This window comes from Streptomyces sp. NBC_00285, assembly GCF_036174265.1.
GTDB lineage: Bacteria > Actinomycetota > Actinomycetes > Streptomycetales > Streptomycetaceae > Streptomyces.
Genome location: NZ_CP108055.1, coordinates 5,016,110 through 5,033,018 on the forward strand (window position 1 = coordinate 5,016,110; position 16,909 = coordinate 5,033,018).

At 69.9% G+C, this 16,909-nt stretch carries 16 protein-coding genes and 1 tRNA gene; 8 read left to right on the plus strand and 9 right to left on the minus strand.

The window, feature by feature from the left end; all coding sequences use genetic code 11:
* Positions 1-12 precede the first annotated feature (12 nt).
* Together OHT57_RS23020 and OHT57_RS23025 are read left to right on the plus strand one after the other, a co-directional pair.
* Complete coding sequence (locus tag OHT57_RS23020; RefSeq protein ID WP_328748376.1) at positions 13-993, plus strand: zinc-binding dehydrogenase; 981 nt, start codon at positions 13-15, stop codon at positions 991-993.
* A gap of 44 nt (positions 994-1,037) precedes the next feature.
* Positions 1,038-2,534: an MFS transporter gene (locus tag OHT57_RS23025; RefSeq protein ID WP_328748377.1), complete on the plus strand. Its 1,497-nt coding sequence runs from the start codon at positions 1,038-1,040 to the stop codon at positions 2,532-2,534.
* An 85-nt stretch (positions 2,535-2,619) separates the two neighbouring features.
* On the opposite strand, the gene OHT57_RS23030 is transcribed toward OHT57_RS23025, so the two are convergent.
* A complete protein-coding gene (locus OHT57_RS23030) occupies positions 2,620-4,017 on the minus strand; it encodes an NAD(P)/FAD-dependent oxidoreductase (RefSeq protein ID WP_328748378.1) in 1,398 nt (465 codons plus the stop codon).
* An 11-nt stretch (positions 4,018-4,028) separates the two neighbouring features.
* Positions 4,029-4,682: a rhomboid-like protein gene (locus OHT57_RS23035; protein ID WP_328753294.1), complete on the minus strand. Its 654-nt coding sequence runs from the start codon at positions 4,680-4,682 to the stop codon at positions 4,029-4,031.
* Between OHT57_RS23035 and OHT57_RS23040 the strand changes: the two genes are divergently transcribed.
* On the plus strand, positions 4,681-5,607 hold the full coding sequence (locus OHT57_RS23040; RefSeq protein ID WP_328748379.1) for an aminoglycoside phosphotransferase family protein: 927 nt from the start codon (positions 4,681-4,683) through the stop codon (positions 5,605-5,607). The two genes, OHT57_RS23035 and OHT57_RS23040, sit on opposite strands and share 2 nt — an antisense overlap.
* A complete protein-coding gene (locus OHT57_RS23045; RefSeq protein ID WP_328748380.1) occupies positions 5,604-6,089 on the plus strand; it encodes a GNAT family N-acetyltransferase in 486 nt (161 codons plus the stop codon). Before OHT57_RS23040 ends, OHT57_RS23045 begins: the two co-directional genes overlap by 4 nt.
* 38 nt (positions 6,090-6,127) lie before the next feature.
* Here OHT57_RS23045 and OHT57_RS23050 read toward each other — a convergent pair.
* Positions 6,128-6,201 (minus strand) — tRNA-Thr (locus tag OHT57_RS23050).
* Between the two features lie 213 nt (positions 6,202-6,414).
* Between OHT57_RS23050 and OHT57_RS23055 the strand changes: the two genes are divergently transcribed.
* The 3 genes from OHT57_RS23055 to OHT57_RS23065 all read left to right on the plus strand — a co-directional run bounded on the left by OHT57_RS23055 (position 6,415) and on the right by OHT57_RS23065 (position 9,045).
* The gene (locus OHT57_RS23055; protein ID WP_328748381.1) at positions 6,415-7,551 is read left to right on the plus strand and encodes an ABC transporter ATP-binding protein; all 1,137 of its coding nucleotides are present in this window, start codon (positions 6,415-6,417) and stop codon (positions 7,549-7,551) included.
* 244 nt (positions 7,552-7,795) lie between these two features.
* A complete protein-coding gene (locus tag OHT57_RS23060; protein ID WP_328748382.1) occupies positions 7,796-8,254 on the plus strand; it encodes a hypothetical protein in 459 nt (152 codons plus the stop codon).
* 59 nt (positions 8,255-8,313) lie between these two features.
* The gene (locus tag OHT57_RS23065) at positions 8,314-9,045 is read left to right on the plus strand and encodes a nucleotidyltransferase family protein (RefSeq protein ID WP_328748383.1); all 732 of its coding nucleotides are present in this window, start codon (positions 8,314-8,316) and stop codon (positions 9,043-9,045) included.
* Positions 9,046-9,202: 157 nt separating this feature from the next.
* Here the strand turns inward: OHT57_RS23065 and OHT57_RS23070 are convergent, their stop codons facing one another.
* From OHT57_RS23070 to OHT57_RS23095, 6 genes are all read right to left on the minus strand, one after another.
* Positions 9,203-10,867, minus strand: coding sequence for a DoxX family protein (locus tag OHT57_RS23070; protein WP_328748384.1), 1,665 nt, complete (start codon positions 10,865-10,867; stop codon positions 9,203-9,205).
* 140 nt (positions 10,868-11,007) lie between these two features.
* Positions 11,008-11,949 (minus strand): 23S rRNA (guanosine(2251)-2'-O)-methyltransferase RlmB, encoded by a 942-nt coding sequence (gene rlmB, locus OHT57_RS23075; protein WP_328748385.1) that lies wholly within the window; start codon positions 11,947-11,949, stop codon positions 11,008-11,010.
* Positions 11,950-12,059: 110 nt separating this feature from the next.
* Positions 12,060-13,457, minus strand: coding sequence for a cysteine--tRNA ligase (gene cysS, locus OHT57_RS23080; protein WP_328748386.1), 1,398 nt, complete (start codon positions 13,455-13,457; stop codon positions 12,060-12,062).
* Between the two features lie 75 nt (positions 13,458-13,532).
* Positions 13,533-14,024 carry a 2-C-methyl-D-erythritol 2,4-cyclodiphosphate synthase gene (gene ispF / locus OHT57_RS23085; RefSeq protein ID WP_328748387.1) on the minus strand — a complete coding sequence of 164 codons (492 nt, stop codon included), beginning with the start codon at positions 14,022-14,024 and terminating at the stop codon, positions 13,533-13,535.
* Positions 14,014-14,778 carry a 2-C-methyl-D-erythritol 4-phosphate cytidylyltransferase gene (gene ispD / locus OHT57_RS23090; RefSeq protein WP_328748388.1) on the minus strand — a complete coding sequence of 255 codons (765 nt, stop codon included), beginning with the start codon at positions 14,776-14,778 and terminating at the stop codon, positions 14,014-14,016. The genes ispF and ispD overlap by 11 nt, the downstream gene beginning before the upstream one ends.
* Positions 14,779-15,093: 315 nt before the next feature.
* Complete coding sequence (locus OHT57_RS23095; RefSeq protein WP_006380568.1) at positions 15,094-15,576, minus strand: CarD family transcriptional regulator; 483 nt, start codon at positions 15,574-15,576, stop codon at positions 15,094-15,096.
* Positions 15,577-16,185: 609 nt separating this feature from the next.
* On the opposite strand from OHT57_RS23095, the gene OHT57_RS23100 reads away from it, so the two are divergent.
* The gene (locus OHT57_RS23100; protein WP_328748389.1) at positions 16,186-16,833 is read left to right on the plus strand and encodes a DUF461 domain-containing protein; all 648 of its coding nucleotides are present in this window, start codon (positions 16,186-16,188) and stop codon (positions 16,831-16,833) included.
* The last annotated feature ends 76 nt before the right edge of the window (positions 16,834-16,909 follow it).

Here is a 16,909-nt window from a genome sequence, read left to right on the forward strand (position 1 = left end):
GGAGTTCTCCTCATGCACGCCATCCGTCTGCATGCCTTCGGCCCCGCCGAGAACCTCACCCACGAGATCACCGACGACCCACTGCCCGGCCCCGGCCAGGTCCGTATCACCGTACGGGCGGCCGGAGTCCACCTCCTGGACACCGCCCTGCGCGAGGGACATCAGGGACCGGCGCCGAAGCCGACCGTGCTGCCCACGATCCCCGGCCGTGAGGTCGCCGGCACGGTCGAGTCCCTGGGGGACGGCGTCGCCGGCCTGTGGCTCGGCAAGCGCGTGGTCGCCCACCTCGGCTTCGCCCCCGGAGGCTACGCCGAACTGGCCGTCACCGACGTCGACCGCGTACACGAGATCCCCGAGAACCTCGACTTCGCCCAGGCCGTCGCCATGATCGGCACGGGCCGTACGGCGATGGGGATCCTCCAGTTCACCGAGCTCGGTCCGCACTCCGTGGTCCTGATCCCGGCGGCGGCCGGAGGCCTCGGCACCCTGCTCGTGCAGTACGCGAAGAACGCGGGAGCCACCGTCATCGGCCTCGCGGGCGGCCCGCGGAAAGTCCGCCTCACCGAGAAGAACGGCGCCGACCTCGCCGTCGACTACACGGACCCCGCGTGGCCGGACGTGGTCCGCGCCTTCCTCGGCGGCCGGTCCCTCACCGTCGTCTTCGACGGCGTCGGCGGGGACGTCGCCCGCGAGAGCACGGCCCTCCTCGGCCCCGGCGGACAGCACATCGTCTTCGGCTGGTCCGGCAAAGGCATCCACGACGGACAGCCCTACCTCGTCGAGGGCCTGTCCGAACAGGTCCTGGGACCCGCCATGACACAGAGGACCGGCGGCCCCGCCCCCATCCGCACCCTCGAACTGCGCGCCCTCGCCGAAGCCGCCGCGGGCCGCCTGACGCCCGCCGTGCAGCGCTTCCCCCTCGCCGACGCGGCGGCCGCACACCTGGCCCTGGAGACGCGCGGCACAACCGGAAAGGTGGTCCTGGAGCCATGACACGCCCAGATGCGACTCACGCCGATTCGTGGTCTTCTGGCCGGGTGAATGTCACCCGATCGGGCGAACCAGCCGAACAGACGGACCCTCGCCGCTGGTGGGGTCTGGTGGTGATCGCCCTCGCGCAGCTGATGGTCGTCCTCGACGCGACCATCGTGAACATCGCACTCCCCTCCGCTCAGCGCGACCTGGGCATGTCCGACGGCAACCGGCAGTGGGTCATCACCGCCTACACGCTGGCCTTCGGCGGCCTCCTCCTGCTCGGCGGCCGCATCGCCGACCTGGTGGGCCGCAAGCGCACCTTCGTGATCGGCCTGGTCGGCTTCGCCGCCGCCTCCGCACTCGGTGGCGCGGCCACCGGCTCCGGCATGCTCTTCGCCGCCCGCGCCCTCCAGGGCGTCTTCGCGGCCGTACTCGCCCCGTCCGCGCTGTCCCTGCTCACCACGACGTTCACCGACCCGAAGGAGCGCGGAAAGGCCTTCGGGATCTACGGCGCCCTCGCGGGCTCCGGTTCGGCGATCGGGTTCATCGTCGGCGGCCTCCTCACCGAGTACCTCAACTGGCGCTGGTGCCTGTACGTCAATGTGCCCATCGCCGTCGCCGCAGTCGTCGGTGCCCTCGTCCTGCTGCACGACCGTCCCGGCCACGCAGGTGCCCGGCTCGACGTGCCCGGGGTGCTGCTGGGCTGCGGCGGCCTGGTCGCGATCGTCTACGGCTTCAGCGAGGCCCAACCCCGCGGCTGGAGCGACCCCCTGGTGCTGACCCTGCTGGTGGGGGGCGTCGTGCTCCTGGCGGCCTTCGTGTGGTGGCAGTCCCGGGCGGCCATGCCCCTGCTCCCGCTGCACATCGTCAAGGACCGCAACCGCGCGGGCTGCTTCCTGACCATGGGGCTCGCCGTCATCGGCATGTTCGGTCTGTTCCTGTTCATGACGTACTACCTGCAGGTCGTGCTCGCCTACTCCCCCGTGCGCACCGGTCTCGCCTTCCTGCCGATGACCGCCGCGATCATCGTCGGCTCCACGCAGATCTCGGCCCGGCTGATGAACCACGTCGCGCCGCGCATGCTGATGGTCCCCGGCATGGTCCTCGCGGCGGGCGGCATGCTGGTCCTGACGCAGATGTCCGTGGACAGCTCCTACGCCACCGAGATCCTGCCCGCCCTGCTCCTGATGGGCCTGGGCATGGGTCTCACCTTCATGCCGGTGTTCTCCACCGCCACCGCGGGCGTCGCCCCGCAGGACTCCGGAGTGACCTCGGCGACCGTCAACACCGCACAGCAGGTGGGCGGTTCCATCGGTACGGCGCTGCTCAACACCATCGCCACCACCAGCAGCGCCGCCTACGTCGGCGCCCACCTGGCCGGTTCCTCGCAGAAGGCCCTGGTCGTCAAGGAAGGTGTCGTGCACGGCTACACCGTCGCCATCTGGTGGGCCGTCGGCATCATGCTCCTGGCCGGCCTGGTGGCGGGCCTGATGGTGACGACGAAACCGCCGAAGCAGGGCGCGCCCACCCCGGCACCGGTGCCGGAATCCGCGGTGTGAACGCGAAGGGGCGGCCCGGATCGATCCGGACCGCCCCTCTCCCCGGCACCGGAGCACCGAGGTCAGCGCTGCCGATCGGTACTGATCAACGCCGTCCGGCGACCCGGTCCGCCCACCGCGCCAACCGCGACGACTCCCCACGACGGCTCACGAACTCCCGCCGGTCCGCCGCGCGATACGTCGCGTACATGCCCTGCACGCCCAGCCACCGCAGCGGCTCCGGCTCCCACCTGCGCACCTTGTGCCCCACCCACGGCAGATCCGTCAGCTCCGTCCGGCCGCCCTGGCCCGAGTCCTGCTGCACCAGATCCCGCAGGGTCCGGGCCGCCAGATTGGCGGTCGCGACACCCGAACCCACATAACCGCCCGCCCAGCCCACCCCCGTCGAACGGTCCAGCGTCACCGACGCACACCAGTCCCGCGGCACCCCCAGCACCCCCGACCAGGCATGCGCGACCCGCACCCCGGCCAGCATCGGGAAGAAGCCCACAAGAACCTCCCGCAACGCCTCGACCGTCGCCTCCTGCGTCCGCCCGTCGTTGTCCGTCCGCGACCCGAAGCGATACGGCACCCCGCGCCCACCCAGGGCGATCCGCCCGTCGGACGTGCGCTGCGCGTACATGTACGCGTGCGCCATGTCCCCCAGCGTCTGCCGCCCCTCCCAGCCGATCGCCGCCCACTGCTCCTCGGAGAGCGGCTCCGTGGCGATCATCGAGGAGTTCATCGGCAGCCAGGTCCGCCGCTGCCCCTTCAGAGCCGCCGTGAACCCCTCGGTACAGCGCAGCACATAGGGCGCCCGGACCGTGCCGTACGGCGTGACGGCGTGCTTGGCCCGGATCTCCGTCACCGGCGTCTGCTCGTGAACGGTCACCCCCAGCGCCTCCACGGCCGCCGCGAGCCCCTTCACCAGCCGCACCGGATGCACCCGCGCCCCGTGCGGCGTCCACGACGACCCCACCGCGTCCGCGACCCTGACCCGCTCGGCCGTCTCCCGGGCCCCGTACAGCTCGCGGTCCTTCTCGCCGTACGACAACTCGTGCTCGTGGAAAGCCCGCAACCGCGCCAACTGCGCGGGCGAACGCGCGACTTCGAGAACGCCCCCCTTGTGGAGACCGGCGTCGAAACCCTCCTCGCCGACGACCCGGACGACCTCGTCGACGGTGTCGTTCATGGCCCGCTGAAGCCGTACGGCGGCCTCGTGACCATGCAGCTTCGCGTACCGGTCGCGGCCCGCGATCCCGTTGTACAGCCAGCCGCCGTTACGCCCCGAGGCGCCGTAACCGCAGAACTTCTGCTCCAGGACGGTGATCCGCAGAAAGGGCACGGCCTTCTTCAGGTAGTACGCCGTCCACAGCCCCGTGTACCCGCCGCCCACGATCACGACATCCGCCGACGCGTCACCACCGAGCGGCTCCCGCACCCCGGGAAAACCGTCGTCCGCGTACCAGAAGGAGACACCGCCGTTCACGACACCACTGCTCATGGCCTGGGACGCTAACCCGCCGAAGCACCCGCTGTCTCCTTCGGAATCCGCACACTTTTCCGCGCCCTGACCAGCGGATAACACCCGAACCCGATCAGCGCCGAGGTGAAATGCCCCAGATCGGTGAAGGTCCGCCCGGTCACCAACGGCACCGCGTACACGACAAGAACGACGAACCCGTAGCCGTACCGCCACGGCGCGGGAATCCGGTACACCAACACCGCGACCACCCCCGCCAACGCGTAACTCACCCCGATGTCCAAGGTGTTGACCGCCGACGCGGGCGCCACCCCGTGCCGGATCCCCCACAGCAACGCCCCCTCACTGATCAGCGTCGCCAGCACATGCGCCGCCGCACACACCGCCAACCACCGCGCGGTACCCAGCCAACGCTCCGCCGGCGCATGAAAAAGGGAATACAGCACGGCATACGGCAGCCAATGCCCGCCGTCGATCCACATGGCACTGGAGACCAGCACCCGCACCGGATTGCTCGACAACTCATGGATGTTCGTCGAACGCTGCCGCAGAAACGCCTCCTCGAACTCCGGCGACATGTGATGCAACGCCACCGTCGTCACAAAGAGAATCCCCAGCCAGACATGGGTACCGGGGGCACCGCGCACATAGGCCCGCACCCAGTGGACACCCCGGTTAATTCGCATGAGGCGATTCACGCACGCCGGTAGGGTCCCCCGCGTGATCGACATCCCGGCGGAACTGGCGGCGACACAGGAGCTACACAACGGCGACAAAGGACGGGAGTTCATCGCCGCACTACCCGGACTCGTGGCCGACTTCCTCCAGGGCTGGGACCTCGCACCGGACGGCCCTCCCATGCACGGAGTCACCGCCCTCGTCCTGCCCGTCGTACGCCGCGCCGACGGCACCCCGGCCGCCCTCAAACTGCAACTCCGCGACGACGAGAGCGCCGGCGAACCCCTCGCCCTGCGCATCTGGAACGGCGACGGAGCCGTCCGCCTCCTCGACCACGACCCTGCCACCCACACCATGCTCCTGGAGCGCCTCGACTCCACCCGCATGCTCTCCACCCTGCCCGACACCCGCGAAGCCGTCCTCGTCATCGCCGGCCTGCTCGCCCACCTCACCGCGACCCCGGCCCCACCAGGCCTGCGCCGACTCGGCGACATCGCACAGACCATGCTCGACAGAACCCCACAGGCCCTGCAACGCATCGCCGACCCCGACACCCGCCGCCTCGTCGCCGACTGCGCCGCCGCCCTCCGCGAAGTCGCCGACGAGCCCGGCGACCAACTCCTGCACTGGGACCTGCACTACGAGAACGTCCTCGCCTCCGACCGCGCCCCCTGGCTCGCCATCGACCCCAAACCCCTCGCCGGCGACCCCGGGTTCGAGCTCTGGCCCGCCCTGGACAACCGCTTCGACGCCGACGAGATCACCTGGCGCTTCGACGCCATGACCGACGCCCTCGGCCTGGACCGCACACGCGCGCGTGCCTGGACCCTGGGACGCCTCCTCCAGAACGCCGTCTGGGACAGCCGCCCCCTGGCACCCCACCACGTCGAGATCGCCCACCGCCTGCGCACCCACCGGAGCCGACAACCGTGATCCGCCCCGCCACCCCCGCCGACATCCCCGTGATCCACACCCTCATCCGCGAACTCGCCGACTACGAGAAGTCGTTGACCGAGGTCCGAGCGACCGAGGAACAACTCCACCAGGCCCTCTTCGGCGAACACCCCGCCGCCCACGCGCACGTGGCGACGGACTCCACGGACTCGGTGATCGGCTACGCCATCTGGTTCCTCACCTTCTCCACCTGGCGCGGAGTCCACGGCATCCACCTCGAAGACGTCTACGTCCGCCCCGGCGCCCGCGGCACCGGCCACGGCAAGGCCCTCCTCACCGAACTCGCCCGCATCTGCGTCGAACGCGGCTACCAACGCCTGGAGTGGGCCGTCCTCAACTGGAACACCCCCGCGATCAACTTCTACGAATCCCTCGACGCCCACCCCCAGTCCGACTGGACGGCGTACCGCCTCACCGACGAGGCCCTGGCGCGGGCGGCCAACGCTCCGGAGCACAAGTGAAAGCCCAGGCCAGAACACTCCTGACCTGGGCTTTTCGGAGCCCCCTGTCGGATTCGAACCGACGACCTGCTCATTACAAGTGAGCTGCTCTGGCCATCTGAGCTAAGGAGGCGTGCACCACTACCGCGTGCGTGCGCCCGAGCAGTGTACCCAGGTCGCCATGGGGGCCTGTCGAAAATTTCCGCGAAGTTCACAGTCCTCCAGGTACTGACATACGGGTGAACCCCGGGTACCGTCCTGACCCAGTCCACTCGTGTGGACTACACCACCTTCCTACAACGGATCGTCCGGCACGTTCCTGCCGGTAGAAGGGGGCCTCAGAGCCATGGCCACTGTTTCGTTCGACAAGGCGACCCGTGTTTACCCGGGTTCCACTAAGCCCGCCGTCGACGGTCTCGACATCCACATCGAGGACGGCGAGTTCCTCGTCCTCGTCGGCCCGTCCGGCTGTGGCAAGTCCACCTCGCTCCGCATGCTCGCGGGGCTCGAGGACGTCAACGGCGGTGCCATCCGCATCGGTGACCGTGACGTCACGCACCTGCCGCCGAAGGACCGGGACATCGCCATGGTGTTCCAGAACTACGCGCTGTACCCGCACATGAGCGTCGCCGACAACATGGGCTTCGCGCTCAAGATCGCCGGCATCAACAAGGCGGAGATCCGGCAGAAGGTCGAGGAGGCCGCGAAGATCCTCGACCTCACCGAGTACCTGGACCGCAAGCCGAAGGCACTCTCCGGCGGTCAGCGCCAGCGTGTGGCCATGGGTCGCGCCATCGTGCGTGAGCCCCAGGTGTTCCTCATGGACGAGCCGCTGTCCAACCTGGACGCCAAACTCCGCGTGTCGACGCGTACCCAGATCGCGTCGCTGCAGCGCCGTCTCGGCATCACCACCGTCTACGTCACCCACGACCAGGTCGAGGCCATGACGATGGGCGACCGGGTGGCCGTGCTCAAGGACGGTCTGCTCCAGCAGGTCGACTCGCCGCGCAACATGTACGACCGCCCGGTGAACCTGTTCGTCGCCGGCTTCATCGGTTCCCCGGCGATGAACCTGATCGAGGTCCCGATCACCGACGGCGGCGTGAAGTTCGGCAACAGCGTGGTGCCCGTCAACCGTGAGGCCCTCACGGCCGCCTCCGACAAGGGTGACACCACGGTGACGGTCGGTGTCCGTCCCGAGCACTTCGACGTCGTCGAGCACAACGGCGCCGCCGCCGCGGCCCTCACCAAGGACACCGAGGACGCCCCGGCCGGTCTCGCGGTCTCCGTGAACGTCGTCGAGGAGCTCGGCGCCGACGGTTACGTCTACGGTTCCGCCAAGGTCGACGGCGAGCTGAAGGACCTGGTCGTCCGTGTCAGCGGCCGCGCGGTCCCGGACAAGGGCGCCACGCTGCACGTCGTGCCGCGTCCGGGCGAGATCCACGTGTTCTCGACCTCCACGGGCGAGCGCCTCGCCGACTGAGTCCGCCGAGTCCGGCCACATTCGGCCCAGGACATATCGCGCGAATTCACCCGCGTTGACGAGAAGGGCCCCGCAGCGCGCTGCGGGGCCCTTCTCGTGCCTGGACTCTGTCGCCGGATACCCCGGCACTTCGGTCATTTCGAGCAGTGTGCGTCAACGCCTTACCCAAAAAGCGGCACCATCTCATCCCCCGAACCGGTGACTAAATGTCGCCAAATCATTACCGCACGCTACCCTCACACGCGTGAAGCACTCCACTAACCAACAGACGCGACGCGGCCGGGGCCCCGCCCGCCGTATCGGCCGCTCCCTCGCCCTTGTCCTGCCCGTCGTCCTGGTTCTCTCCGGGACCCTGGCGGTCACCCGAGTCAACTGGTCGGGGGATCCCTCGAGCTCCTCGGTGCTCACCGCTTCGGACGCGACGGTCTCCGACGGCAAGCCGCGCAGCGCTCCCCTGGCTCCGCAGGACGTCCTGCGGGAGCAGCTGCTGACCGAGCTCCAGGAGAAGAACCCGGGTATCGCCCTCACGCACCTCCAGGAGGCTGTCAACGACCGTCCGTCGCTCGCCAGGCACTGCGTCTCCATCGCGAAGGCCCTGGGCCGCGCAGCGGTCCGTGTGTACGGTCCCAAGCGCGCCCAGTCGTACACCCGCCCCGTCTGTGACACGTCCTTCGCGACGGGTGTGGCGGCCGCGCATGGCTGACCCGCGACCGGGGGACACCGACCGAGGTCGGGAAAGGGGCGCGTCGTACAGTTTCGGTCATGACCGATCAGAACGCCGCGTCCCGTCCCACCCAGGCCGTGATCCTGGCCGGCGGCCAGGGTTCCCGGCTGCGCCCCTACACCGACGACCGGCCCAAGCCGATGGTCGAGATCCCCGGTACGGGGACTCCGATCATCGGCCATCAGCTCGTCTGGCTCGCCGAGGAAGGCGTGACGGACGTGGTGGTCAGCTGTGGGCATCTCGCCGATGTGCTGCAGAACTGGCTGAAGACGGCCGATCTTCCGCTGCGCGTCACCACCGTCATCGAGACGGAGCCGCTCGGCCGCGGCGGCGGTCTGAAGTACGCGGCCGCGCGTCTGCCGCATCCGGAGCGGGCGTGGTACGCGACGAACGGTGACATCTGGACCCGCTTCTCGCTGCGTGACATGGCGGACTTCCACAACGAGCGCGACGCGGTCGCGACGCTCGCGTTGGCGCGTCCGCGGATTCCGTGGGGTGCCGTGCAGACCGACGGCTTCGGGCACATCACGGACTTCATCGAGGCGCCGCCGTCGACGTTCGAGATCAACGCGGGTGTGTACGTCTTCTCGCCCGCGTTCGCGGCTCTGCTGCCGGAGCGCGGGGACCATGAGCGGACGACGTTTCCCACGCTCGCGCGTGAGTTGCGGCTGGCCGGGTTCCCGATTCCTCAGGGGGCGTACTGGCGGGCCATCGACACCGCGAAGGACCTGACCGAGGCGGCGAAGGAACTGGCCGCGTTGGGGCGGTAGCGGTCGTCTTCAGGGTGCGGGCCGCCTGTGGCTGGTCGCGCAGTTCCCCGGGGCCCCTACTTGGGAAAGGTCCCGCACCTTCATAGGTGCGGGACCTTCTCGTGGGCTTCCATGTCTCAGCCGGTGGGCTTGCCCAGTACGTCGCCCACCGGCCCGCCTACCCCAACAGGCCGCCGACCAGGCCCGGTTCACCGGAGGAGCCTCCGGTGCCGGTGCCGCCGCTCGAACCGGTGCCGCCTGTGGAGCCGGTGCCGCCGGTGGGTCCTGAGGTGGTGCTGGGGGCCTGCTGGGCCGGGGAGGACTGCTGGGGTGAGTTCTGGCCCGTGGTGCCCTGGGTCTGGCTGGGCGAGCCGGTGGTGGTGCCGGTGTCGCGGGTGGCGCCGGGGGCGGCCGAGGTCCCTGCGGAGGGGCCGCTCGTGGCGCCGTGGCTGGGCGTGGTGGACGCGGACGGGCTCTTCTTGCGGGCCTTGGCGGAGTCCTGCGGGAGCGGGGAGCCGGGCAGTTCGTTGCGCGGGGCCTCGCCGGGGCCGGGGACGATGACGCGGTCGGCGTCCCGGACGGCGCCGCCGAGCACGGAGCCAATCAGCAGGGTCAGGCCCACGACGATCGCGGTGACGAGGGCGCCGCGGCGCAGGACGTAGCGGCGCAGTTCCCAGATGTCGGAGCGGGGGCCGAGGCGCCGCCAGGCGCCGCCCGCGAGGCGGCCGTCGATGGAGTAGACGGGGGCACCGGCGATGATCAGCGGGGACCAGGCGGCGAGGTAGATGATGTCCGGGGTGTCGTAAGCGGGGACGCTCTTCCAGCTGACGGTGACGAGGAGCGCTGCGGAGAGGCCGGCGCCGACGACCGCGCCGACGCGCTGCCAGCAGCCCAGGATCGTGAGGACGCCCACGATGACCTGGAGGAAGGCGATGACGAGGCCGGCGCCGACCGGGTGCTGGAGGGCGAACTGGCGCAGTGGTTCGGCCACTTCCCACGGGTGCAGGGTGTTGAGCCACTTGACCATGGAGCCGCGTTCGCCGCCGTCGAAGTAGACGGGGTCGCAGAGCTTGCCCATGCCGGCGTAGATGGTGATGAAGCCGAGGAAGATGCGCAGCGGGAGGAGGACGACGCCGAGGTTCATCCGGCGGCCGGGGAAGTACGCGTGCCGCGCGGGTTCGTCGCCCGGCCGCTTCGGGGTGCGGTCGGCGCCGGTCTCGTCGTAGTAGCCGTCCGTGAACTCCTCTGCCGGGTAGGCGGGTTCGTCGTACGTGCTGGCGACGGGCCGCATGCCGGGGAGGAGTCGGGTGCCGTCGGCGTCCTCGTGCGTGCGCTGGGCGCCGACGACCGGGGTCTCCATGGTCTGGGCCAACTCGGCGTCGTAGTCGGCCTCGTAGCCGCGCTCGACGTCGATGCGGGGGATGACCTGGGTGGCTCCGGCGTCCGCGGAGGCGGGGGGTTCGCCATGGCCGACACTGCCGCCCCGCACGGCCTGGAGCAGGCGGTGGGCGCCGGTGTCGTCGGGGGCGGACTTGCCGCTCCACACAACGGGCCGGCGGCGCCCCGCGGCGGGCGCCACGCCGGCTCTGCCCGCCGTGGCGCCGACAGCCGCGATGCGCGTGGTGTCCTCGGCGCTCAAGTGCCGTGCGATCCGCTGGGATTGGGCAGTGCGCCGCGTCGACGCGCCCAACTGGACGCGGAAGCTGGCGTGGTTGACGATGATCTGCGCCGGATCGCTCGGCACCTTCACCATGCTCAGCGCGGGAGCGTCATCGAACCCGGAATCGAATCCCGACGAGCCGCCCCCCGTGGGTGTGCGGGGTGTTCTGGTGTCCACACTCATCTAACCGAGTGACGTGTGTTTAGGACACTGCTTTGACTCGCCGGATCTGTCCGGACCCCGTCAAGGTTGCCCCGTACGCCACGAATACCCCGTGTGGGGGACTGCGCCGAAAACCTGTTCAACCCCGCCGGCGTGCGCCGTCAGGCCCGTCGGCGCGCCGCCTCGTACAGCACGATGCCCACCGCCACACCGGCGTTGAGGGACTCCGCGCCGCCCGGCATGGGGATCCGCACCCGGTAGTCGCAGGTCTCGCCGACCAGTCGGGACAGGCCTTTGCCCTCGCTGCCGACCACGATGACGACGGGGCCGCCGAGGGCTTCCAGGTCGCCCACCTCGTGCTCACCGTCGGCGGCGAGGCCGACGACCGCGATACCGGCCTTCTTGTACGCCTCCAGGGCGCGCGTCAGGTTGGTGCAGCGGGCGACGGGGGTGCGGGCGGCCGTACCGGCGGACGACTTCCACGCACCGGCGGTCATGCCGGCCGCGCGCCGCTCGGGCACGACGACGCCGTGGCCGCCGAAGGCGGAGACGGAGCGGACGGCGGCACCGAGGTTGCGCGGGTCGGTCACGCCGTCGAGGGCGACGATCAGGGGGTCCTGTCCCGCGTCGTAGGCGGCGTTGGCGAGGTCCTCGGCGTGGGCGTACTCGTAGGGCGGGACCTGGAGGACCAGGCCCTGGTGGTTGAGCCCGTTGGTCATGCGGTCGAGCTCGGGGCGGGGGGCCTCCATGAGGTGGACGCCGCCCCGGTCGGCGACGAGCTGGAGGGCCTCGCGCACCCGCTCGTCGTTGTCGATGAACTGCTGGACGTAGAGCGTCACCGCGGGTACGCCCTCGCGCAGTGCCTCGACGACGGGGTTACGGCCGACGACCATCTCCGAGGTGCCCTTGCCGCCACGGCCGCGCGGGGCGGGACGGCGCACCGCCTGCTTCGCCTTGGAGTTGGCGATTCGGTTCTTCTTGTGCCCCTTGCGCACCTCGGCGGGCGGGGTCGGACCCTTGCCCTCCAGGCCCTTGCGTCGCTGGCCGCCACTGCCGACCTGCGCGCCCTTCTTGCCGGACATGCGGCGGTTGTTGGCTGCCATGACCTACCTGTCCTACGTCGGTGCTGCGTCAATGAGATGTTCGTACGTCTATGCAGTGTGCCGCCCGGAAGGCCGGGCGGCACAATCGATCTTGGGTGACCGGGGTGGGGCTAGCGCGGTCCGAGGGTCCAGCGCGGCCCCTGGGGGCCGTCCTCGATGGTCAGTCCCGACTGGCTCAGCTGGTCGCGGATGGCGTCAGCGGTGCCCCAGTCCTTGCGGGCGCGGGCCGCCTCGCGCTGGTCGAGGACCAGGCGTACAAGGCTGTCGACGACGCCGTGCAGGTCCTCGCCGCGGTCGGCCTCGCCGGCCCAGTGCGCATCGAGCGGGTCCAGGCCGAGGACGCCGAGCATGGCACGCACCTCGGCGAGGCGGGCCACCGCGGCTTCCTTGTCGTCGGCCGCGAGGGCGCTGTTGCCCTGCCGGACGGTGGTGTGCACGATGGCGAGCGCCTGCGGGACGCTCAGGTCGTCGTCCATGGCCTCGGCGAAGGCGGGCGGCACCTCGGCCGCCGGCGCCACGTCACCGGCCTTCTCCACAACACGCTGGACGAAGCCCTCGATCCGCGCGAACGCGGACTCCGCCTCGCGCAGGGCGTCCTCGCTGTACTCGATCATCGAGCGGTAGTGGGGCGTGCCCAGGTAGTACCTGAGCACGATCGGCCGCCACTGCTTGACCATCTCGGAGACGAGGACGCTGTTGCCGAGCGACTTGGACATCTTCTCGCCACTCATGGTGACCCAGGCGTTGTGCACCCAGTACTTCGCGAACTCGTCGCCGTAGGCCTTGGCCTGTGCGATCTCGTTCTCGTGGTGCGGGAAGATCAGGTCCAGGCCGCCGCCGTGGATGTCGAAGGCGGTGCCGAGGTACTTGTGCGCCATGGCCGAGCACTCCAGGTGCCAGCCGGGGCGGCCGCGGCCCCACGGGGTCTCCCAGTCGGGCTCGCCGGGCTTGGTCGCCTTCCACAGCGCGAAGTCCCGCGGGTCCCGCTTGCCCGTCTCACCGTCGGCGGAGGGCTGGAGGAGGTTCTCCAGCTCCTGGTTGGAGAGCTGGAGGTACTCCGGGAAGGACTTCACGTCGAAGTAGACGTTGCCGTCGGACTCGTAGGCGTGGCCCCGCTCGATGAGCCCGCGCATCATCTCGATCATCTCGGGGACGTGCCCGGTGGCCCGCGGTTCGTACGTCGGCGGCAGGCAGCCGAGGGCGTCGTAGCCGTCGTTGAACGCGCGCTCGTTGTCGTAGCCGATGGACCACCAGGGGCGGCCCTGGTCACGGGACTTCGTGATGATCTTGTCGTCGATGTCCGTGACGTTGCGGATGAAGGTGACGTCGTAGCCGCGGTACTCGAACCAGCGGCGCATGATGTCGAAGTTCAGGCCGGAGCGGATGTGGCCGATGTGCGGGGCGGCCTGCACGGTGGCGCCACACAGGTAGATCGAGACGCAGCCCGGCGTGAGCGGGGCGAAGTCACGGATCTGCCGGGCGCTGGTGTCGTGCAGGCGAATGGTCACGGGTCCAGGGTAGTGGGCGAACCCCCGTGCATTGCACCCGTCCGAGACATCTCAGACTCCGCTCGCCACGACATCTCAGGCCCTGCGCGCCACCAGCGCCGTCGCCACCGCCATCAGCCCTTCGTCCCGGCCGGGGAAGCCGAGTCCGTCCGTCGTGGCTCCCGACACCGACACCGGTGCGCCGGCCGCCTCCGACAGGATCTTCTGCGCCTCTTCCCTGCGCTTGCCGATCTTCGGGCGCGGTCCTACGACCTGTACGGCGACGTTGCCGATGACGAAGCCGGCCTCGCGCACGATCCGGGCCGCCTCCGTCAGCAGGGTGACGCCGGACGCACCCGACCACTGGGGGCGCCCGGTGCCGAAGTGCTGTCCGAGGTCGCCGAGGCCGGCCGCCGAGAACAGCGCGTTGCACGCGGCGTGGGCGACGACGTCCGCGTCGGAGTGGCCGGCCAGGCCGGGGCCCTCGCCCTCCCACTTCAGGCCCGCGCACCACAGGTCGCGGCCCTCCTCGAAGGCGTGGATGTCGGTGCCGATGCCGACCTGCGGCAACCCGAGGTCAGAAGCCATCGTTGAGCCTCCTGCGTGCCAGGACCGCCTCGGCGAGGACCAGGTCCAGCGGGCGGGTGACCTTGAAGGCCTCCTCGTGTCCGGGCACGACGACGACCGTGAGCCCCAACTGCTCGACCATGCTCGCGTCGTCGGTGACGTCCTCGGTGACCGTCTCGTGGGCACGGATCAGCGTGGCCCGGTCGAAACCCTGCGGTGTCTGTACGGCGCGCAGGCGGGCGCGGACCGGGGTCGCCACCACCGGTTCCGGCTCACCGGGAGCGGTCGCCGGCTCGACCTCCTTCACGGTGTCCGCGAGGGGCAGTGCCGGGACCACGGCGGACGCGCCCTCCCGTACGGCCTCGATGACCGCGTCGACGGTGTCGACCGGGACGAGCGGGCGGGCCGCGTCGTGGACCAGGACGATGTCGTAGTGGGCGGGGAGGGCGTCCAGGCCGAGTTTGACCGATTCCTGGCGGGAGTCGCCGCCCGGGACGACGAGGAAGTCCGTCCGCTCGGGCAGCGCGTGGGCGTCGAGGAGGGACTTCACCTCGCCGGCGCCGTCGGGCGGGGCCACCACGACGACCAGGGAGACGGCACGGGACGCGGCCATCGCGCGGACCGCGTGGATCAGCATGGGGGTGCCGTTCAGCGCGCGGAGTGCTTTGGGGGCGCCCGGACCGAGGCGTACGCCCCTTCCGGCGGCCGGAATCACCACCGCGGTGCGGGCTTCCGCACGTGCTTCGGCGGGCTCGGGGCGCGAAACGTCAGACATCGGTTCCTGTCAGGTTTGTGTGCTCGGCCAACGTGGGTACGGAGACAGCGTGCCGGGCGCGACGCCTTGACCGGACCCTTCCGTGACCCCGGTCGAGCCTGCTGCCCGGGCCCGGCACGCCAAGTATCGGGGGAGCTTTCCCCGAGAGGAACACACGCACGGCGGCCGGTGACGTCGTGGATGTCGGCATCCGGACATGAACATGCCGCAGCGCCCGGCGACAGCTGTTGCGTCATCGGGCACCGCGGCATTTCAGTGCGGCAATTGGGATTCAGTGTGCTGAGCTGAGCGGGCGAGGTGCCTGCACAGGGGCGCTCAGGACGCGAGAACCTCGTCGAGAAGAGCCTCGGCCTTGTCCTCGTTCGTGTTCTCCGCGAGGGCGAGTTCGCTCACCAGGATCTGCCGCGCCTTGGCGAGCATGCGCTTCTCACCTGCGGAGAGTCCGCGCTCGCGCTCACGACGCCACAGGTCACGCACGACTTCCGCGACCTTGATGACATCGCCGGAGGCGAGCTTCTCCAGGTTTGCCTTGTAACGACGGGACCAGTTCGTGGGCTCCTCGGCGTACGGCGCGCGCAGCACCTCGAAGACCCGGTCCAGCCCTTCCTGACCGACCACATCACGCACGCCGACGAACTCCGCATTGTCCGCTGGCACACGTACCGTCAGGTCACCCTGGGCGACCTTCAGCACCAAGTAGGTCTTGTCCACGCCTTTGATCTGGCGAGTTTCGATAGCCTCGATCAGCGCGGCCCCGTGATGGGGATAGACCACGGTGTCGCCAACCTTGAACGTCATGTGACAGGTACCCCTTCCGTGGCTATCCAGGGTAACACGGAAACCGCGGTTCCTGAATGGCGTTTTCGCAGGTCAGGGCATATCTCGGGGCTTGACAACAACAACAGGAACGTGCTGCGCAGGCCGAGCGGAAGAAGGTATTCGCAGGTCGGAGCGGCTCTCCGGGGGAGGTGAAACGCGTACGTTACACACATCCAGAAGCCCCTCCGCTCGGGCTAACGTCCCCAAATGTCCGGTTCCATGTGTGCGACTTCCGCTACTCCGTTCGGAGTCAGGAGTCGGTTCCGCGTCGATTCAGGAATTGATCACGCGACGCCGGACGGATCAGCCCGTGATCAATTCCGGGGGCGATCACGCATTCCTTCACGGAATTTTTGCTACTGGATGCCGACGCTGTTATCCGAATGCCTGACGAGTGCCGGACGAGCGCCGGAGTGCGGGACCGATGTGACTCACGAGTCTCTTGTGAACCGGAGTGACCGGAGAGATACCCCTCTTGGGGAGGGTCGGGTGCGGCGCGGTGGGAACGGCTCGGTAACCTGAGGCCGCTGACAGACACTTAGCGCGGCTTTACGGCCGCCTCGCTCAAGTCAAGGAGTTGCCGCCGCCGTGAGCAGCAGCCTTCGACGCGGCGTCCTCGCCGCCGCCGCCATCGCGTTCTCGGTCACCGCGCTCTCCGCGTGCGCAGCCGGAAACAACGCCCAGACGCTGGAGGTCAAGCCGGACAACGCGGAGACCAGCGTCGGCGGCATCAGGCTCCAGAACGTCGTGGTCATCACCCAGCCCTCCACCCAGGCCTCAGGCGAGACCAAGGGTCCCGCCGTGGTCTCCGCGACCGTCTACAACGGCACCGACACCGCCCAGACCCTGGACGCCATCAGCGTCGACGGTGGCGGCAGCGCCAAGCTCAAGCCCGCCAAGGGCAAGGGCAAGGTGACCGTCCCGGCCCACGGTTCCGTCATCATCGGCGGCAAGGGCAACGCCTCCGCCTCGGTGGCCGAGATCGGGGAGAGCGTCCAGAACGGCAACGCCCAGAAGGTCACCTTCACCTTCAGCACGACGGGCGACGTGAGCCTGCGCGCCTTCGTGGTCCCGGCCGACAGCTACTACGCCAAGTGGGGCCCGTCGGCGATCCCGTCGCCGCCGGTCATCTCGCCCACGCCGACCGGCTCGCCCACGCCGACCGGCTCGGGCAAGCCGACCGACACGGCGGCCTCCGCGAGCGCGACGGCGACCGAGTCGGCCACGAGCCACTGAGCAGCCGTACGGGACCGTCGTACGACTCGTACGCCGAAGGGCGGGACCTCCTCGGAGGTCCCGCCCTTCGGCGTAC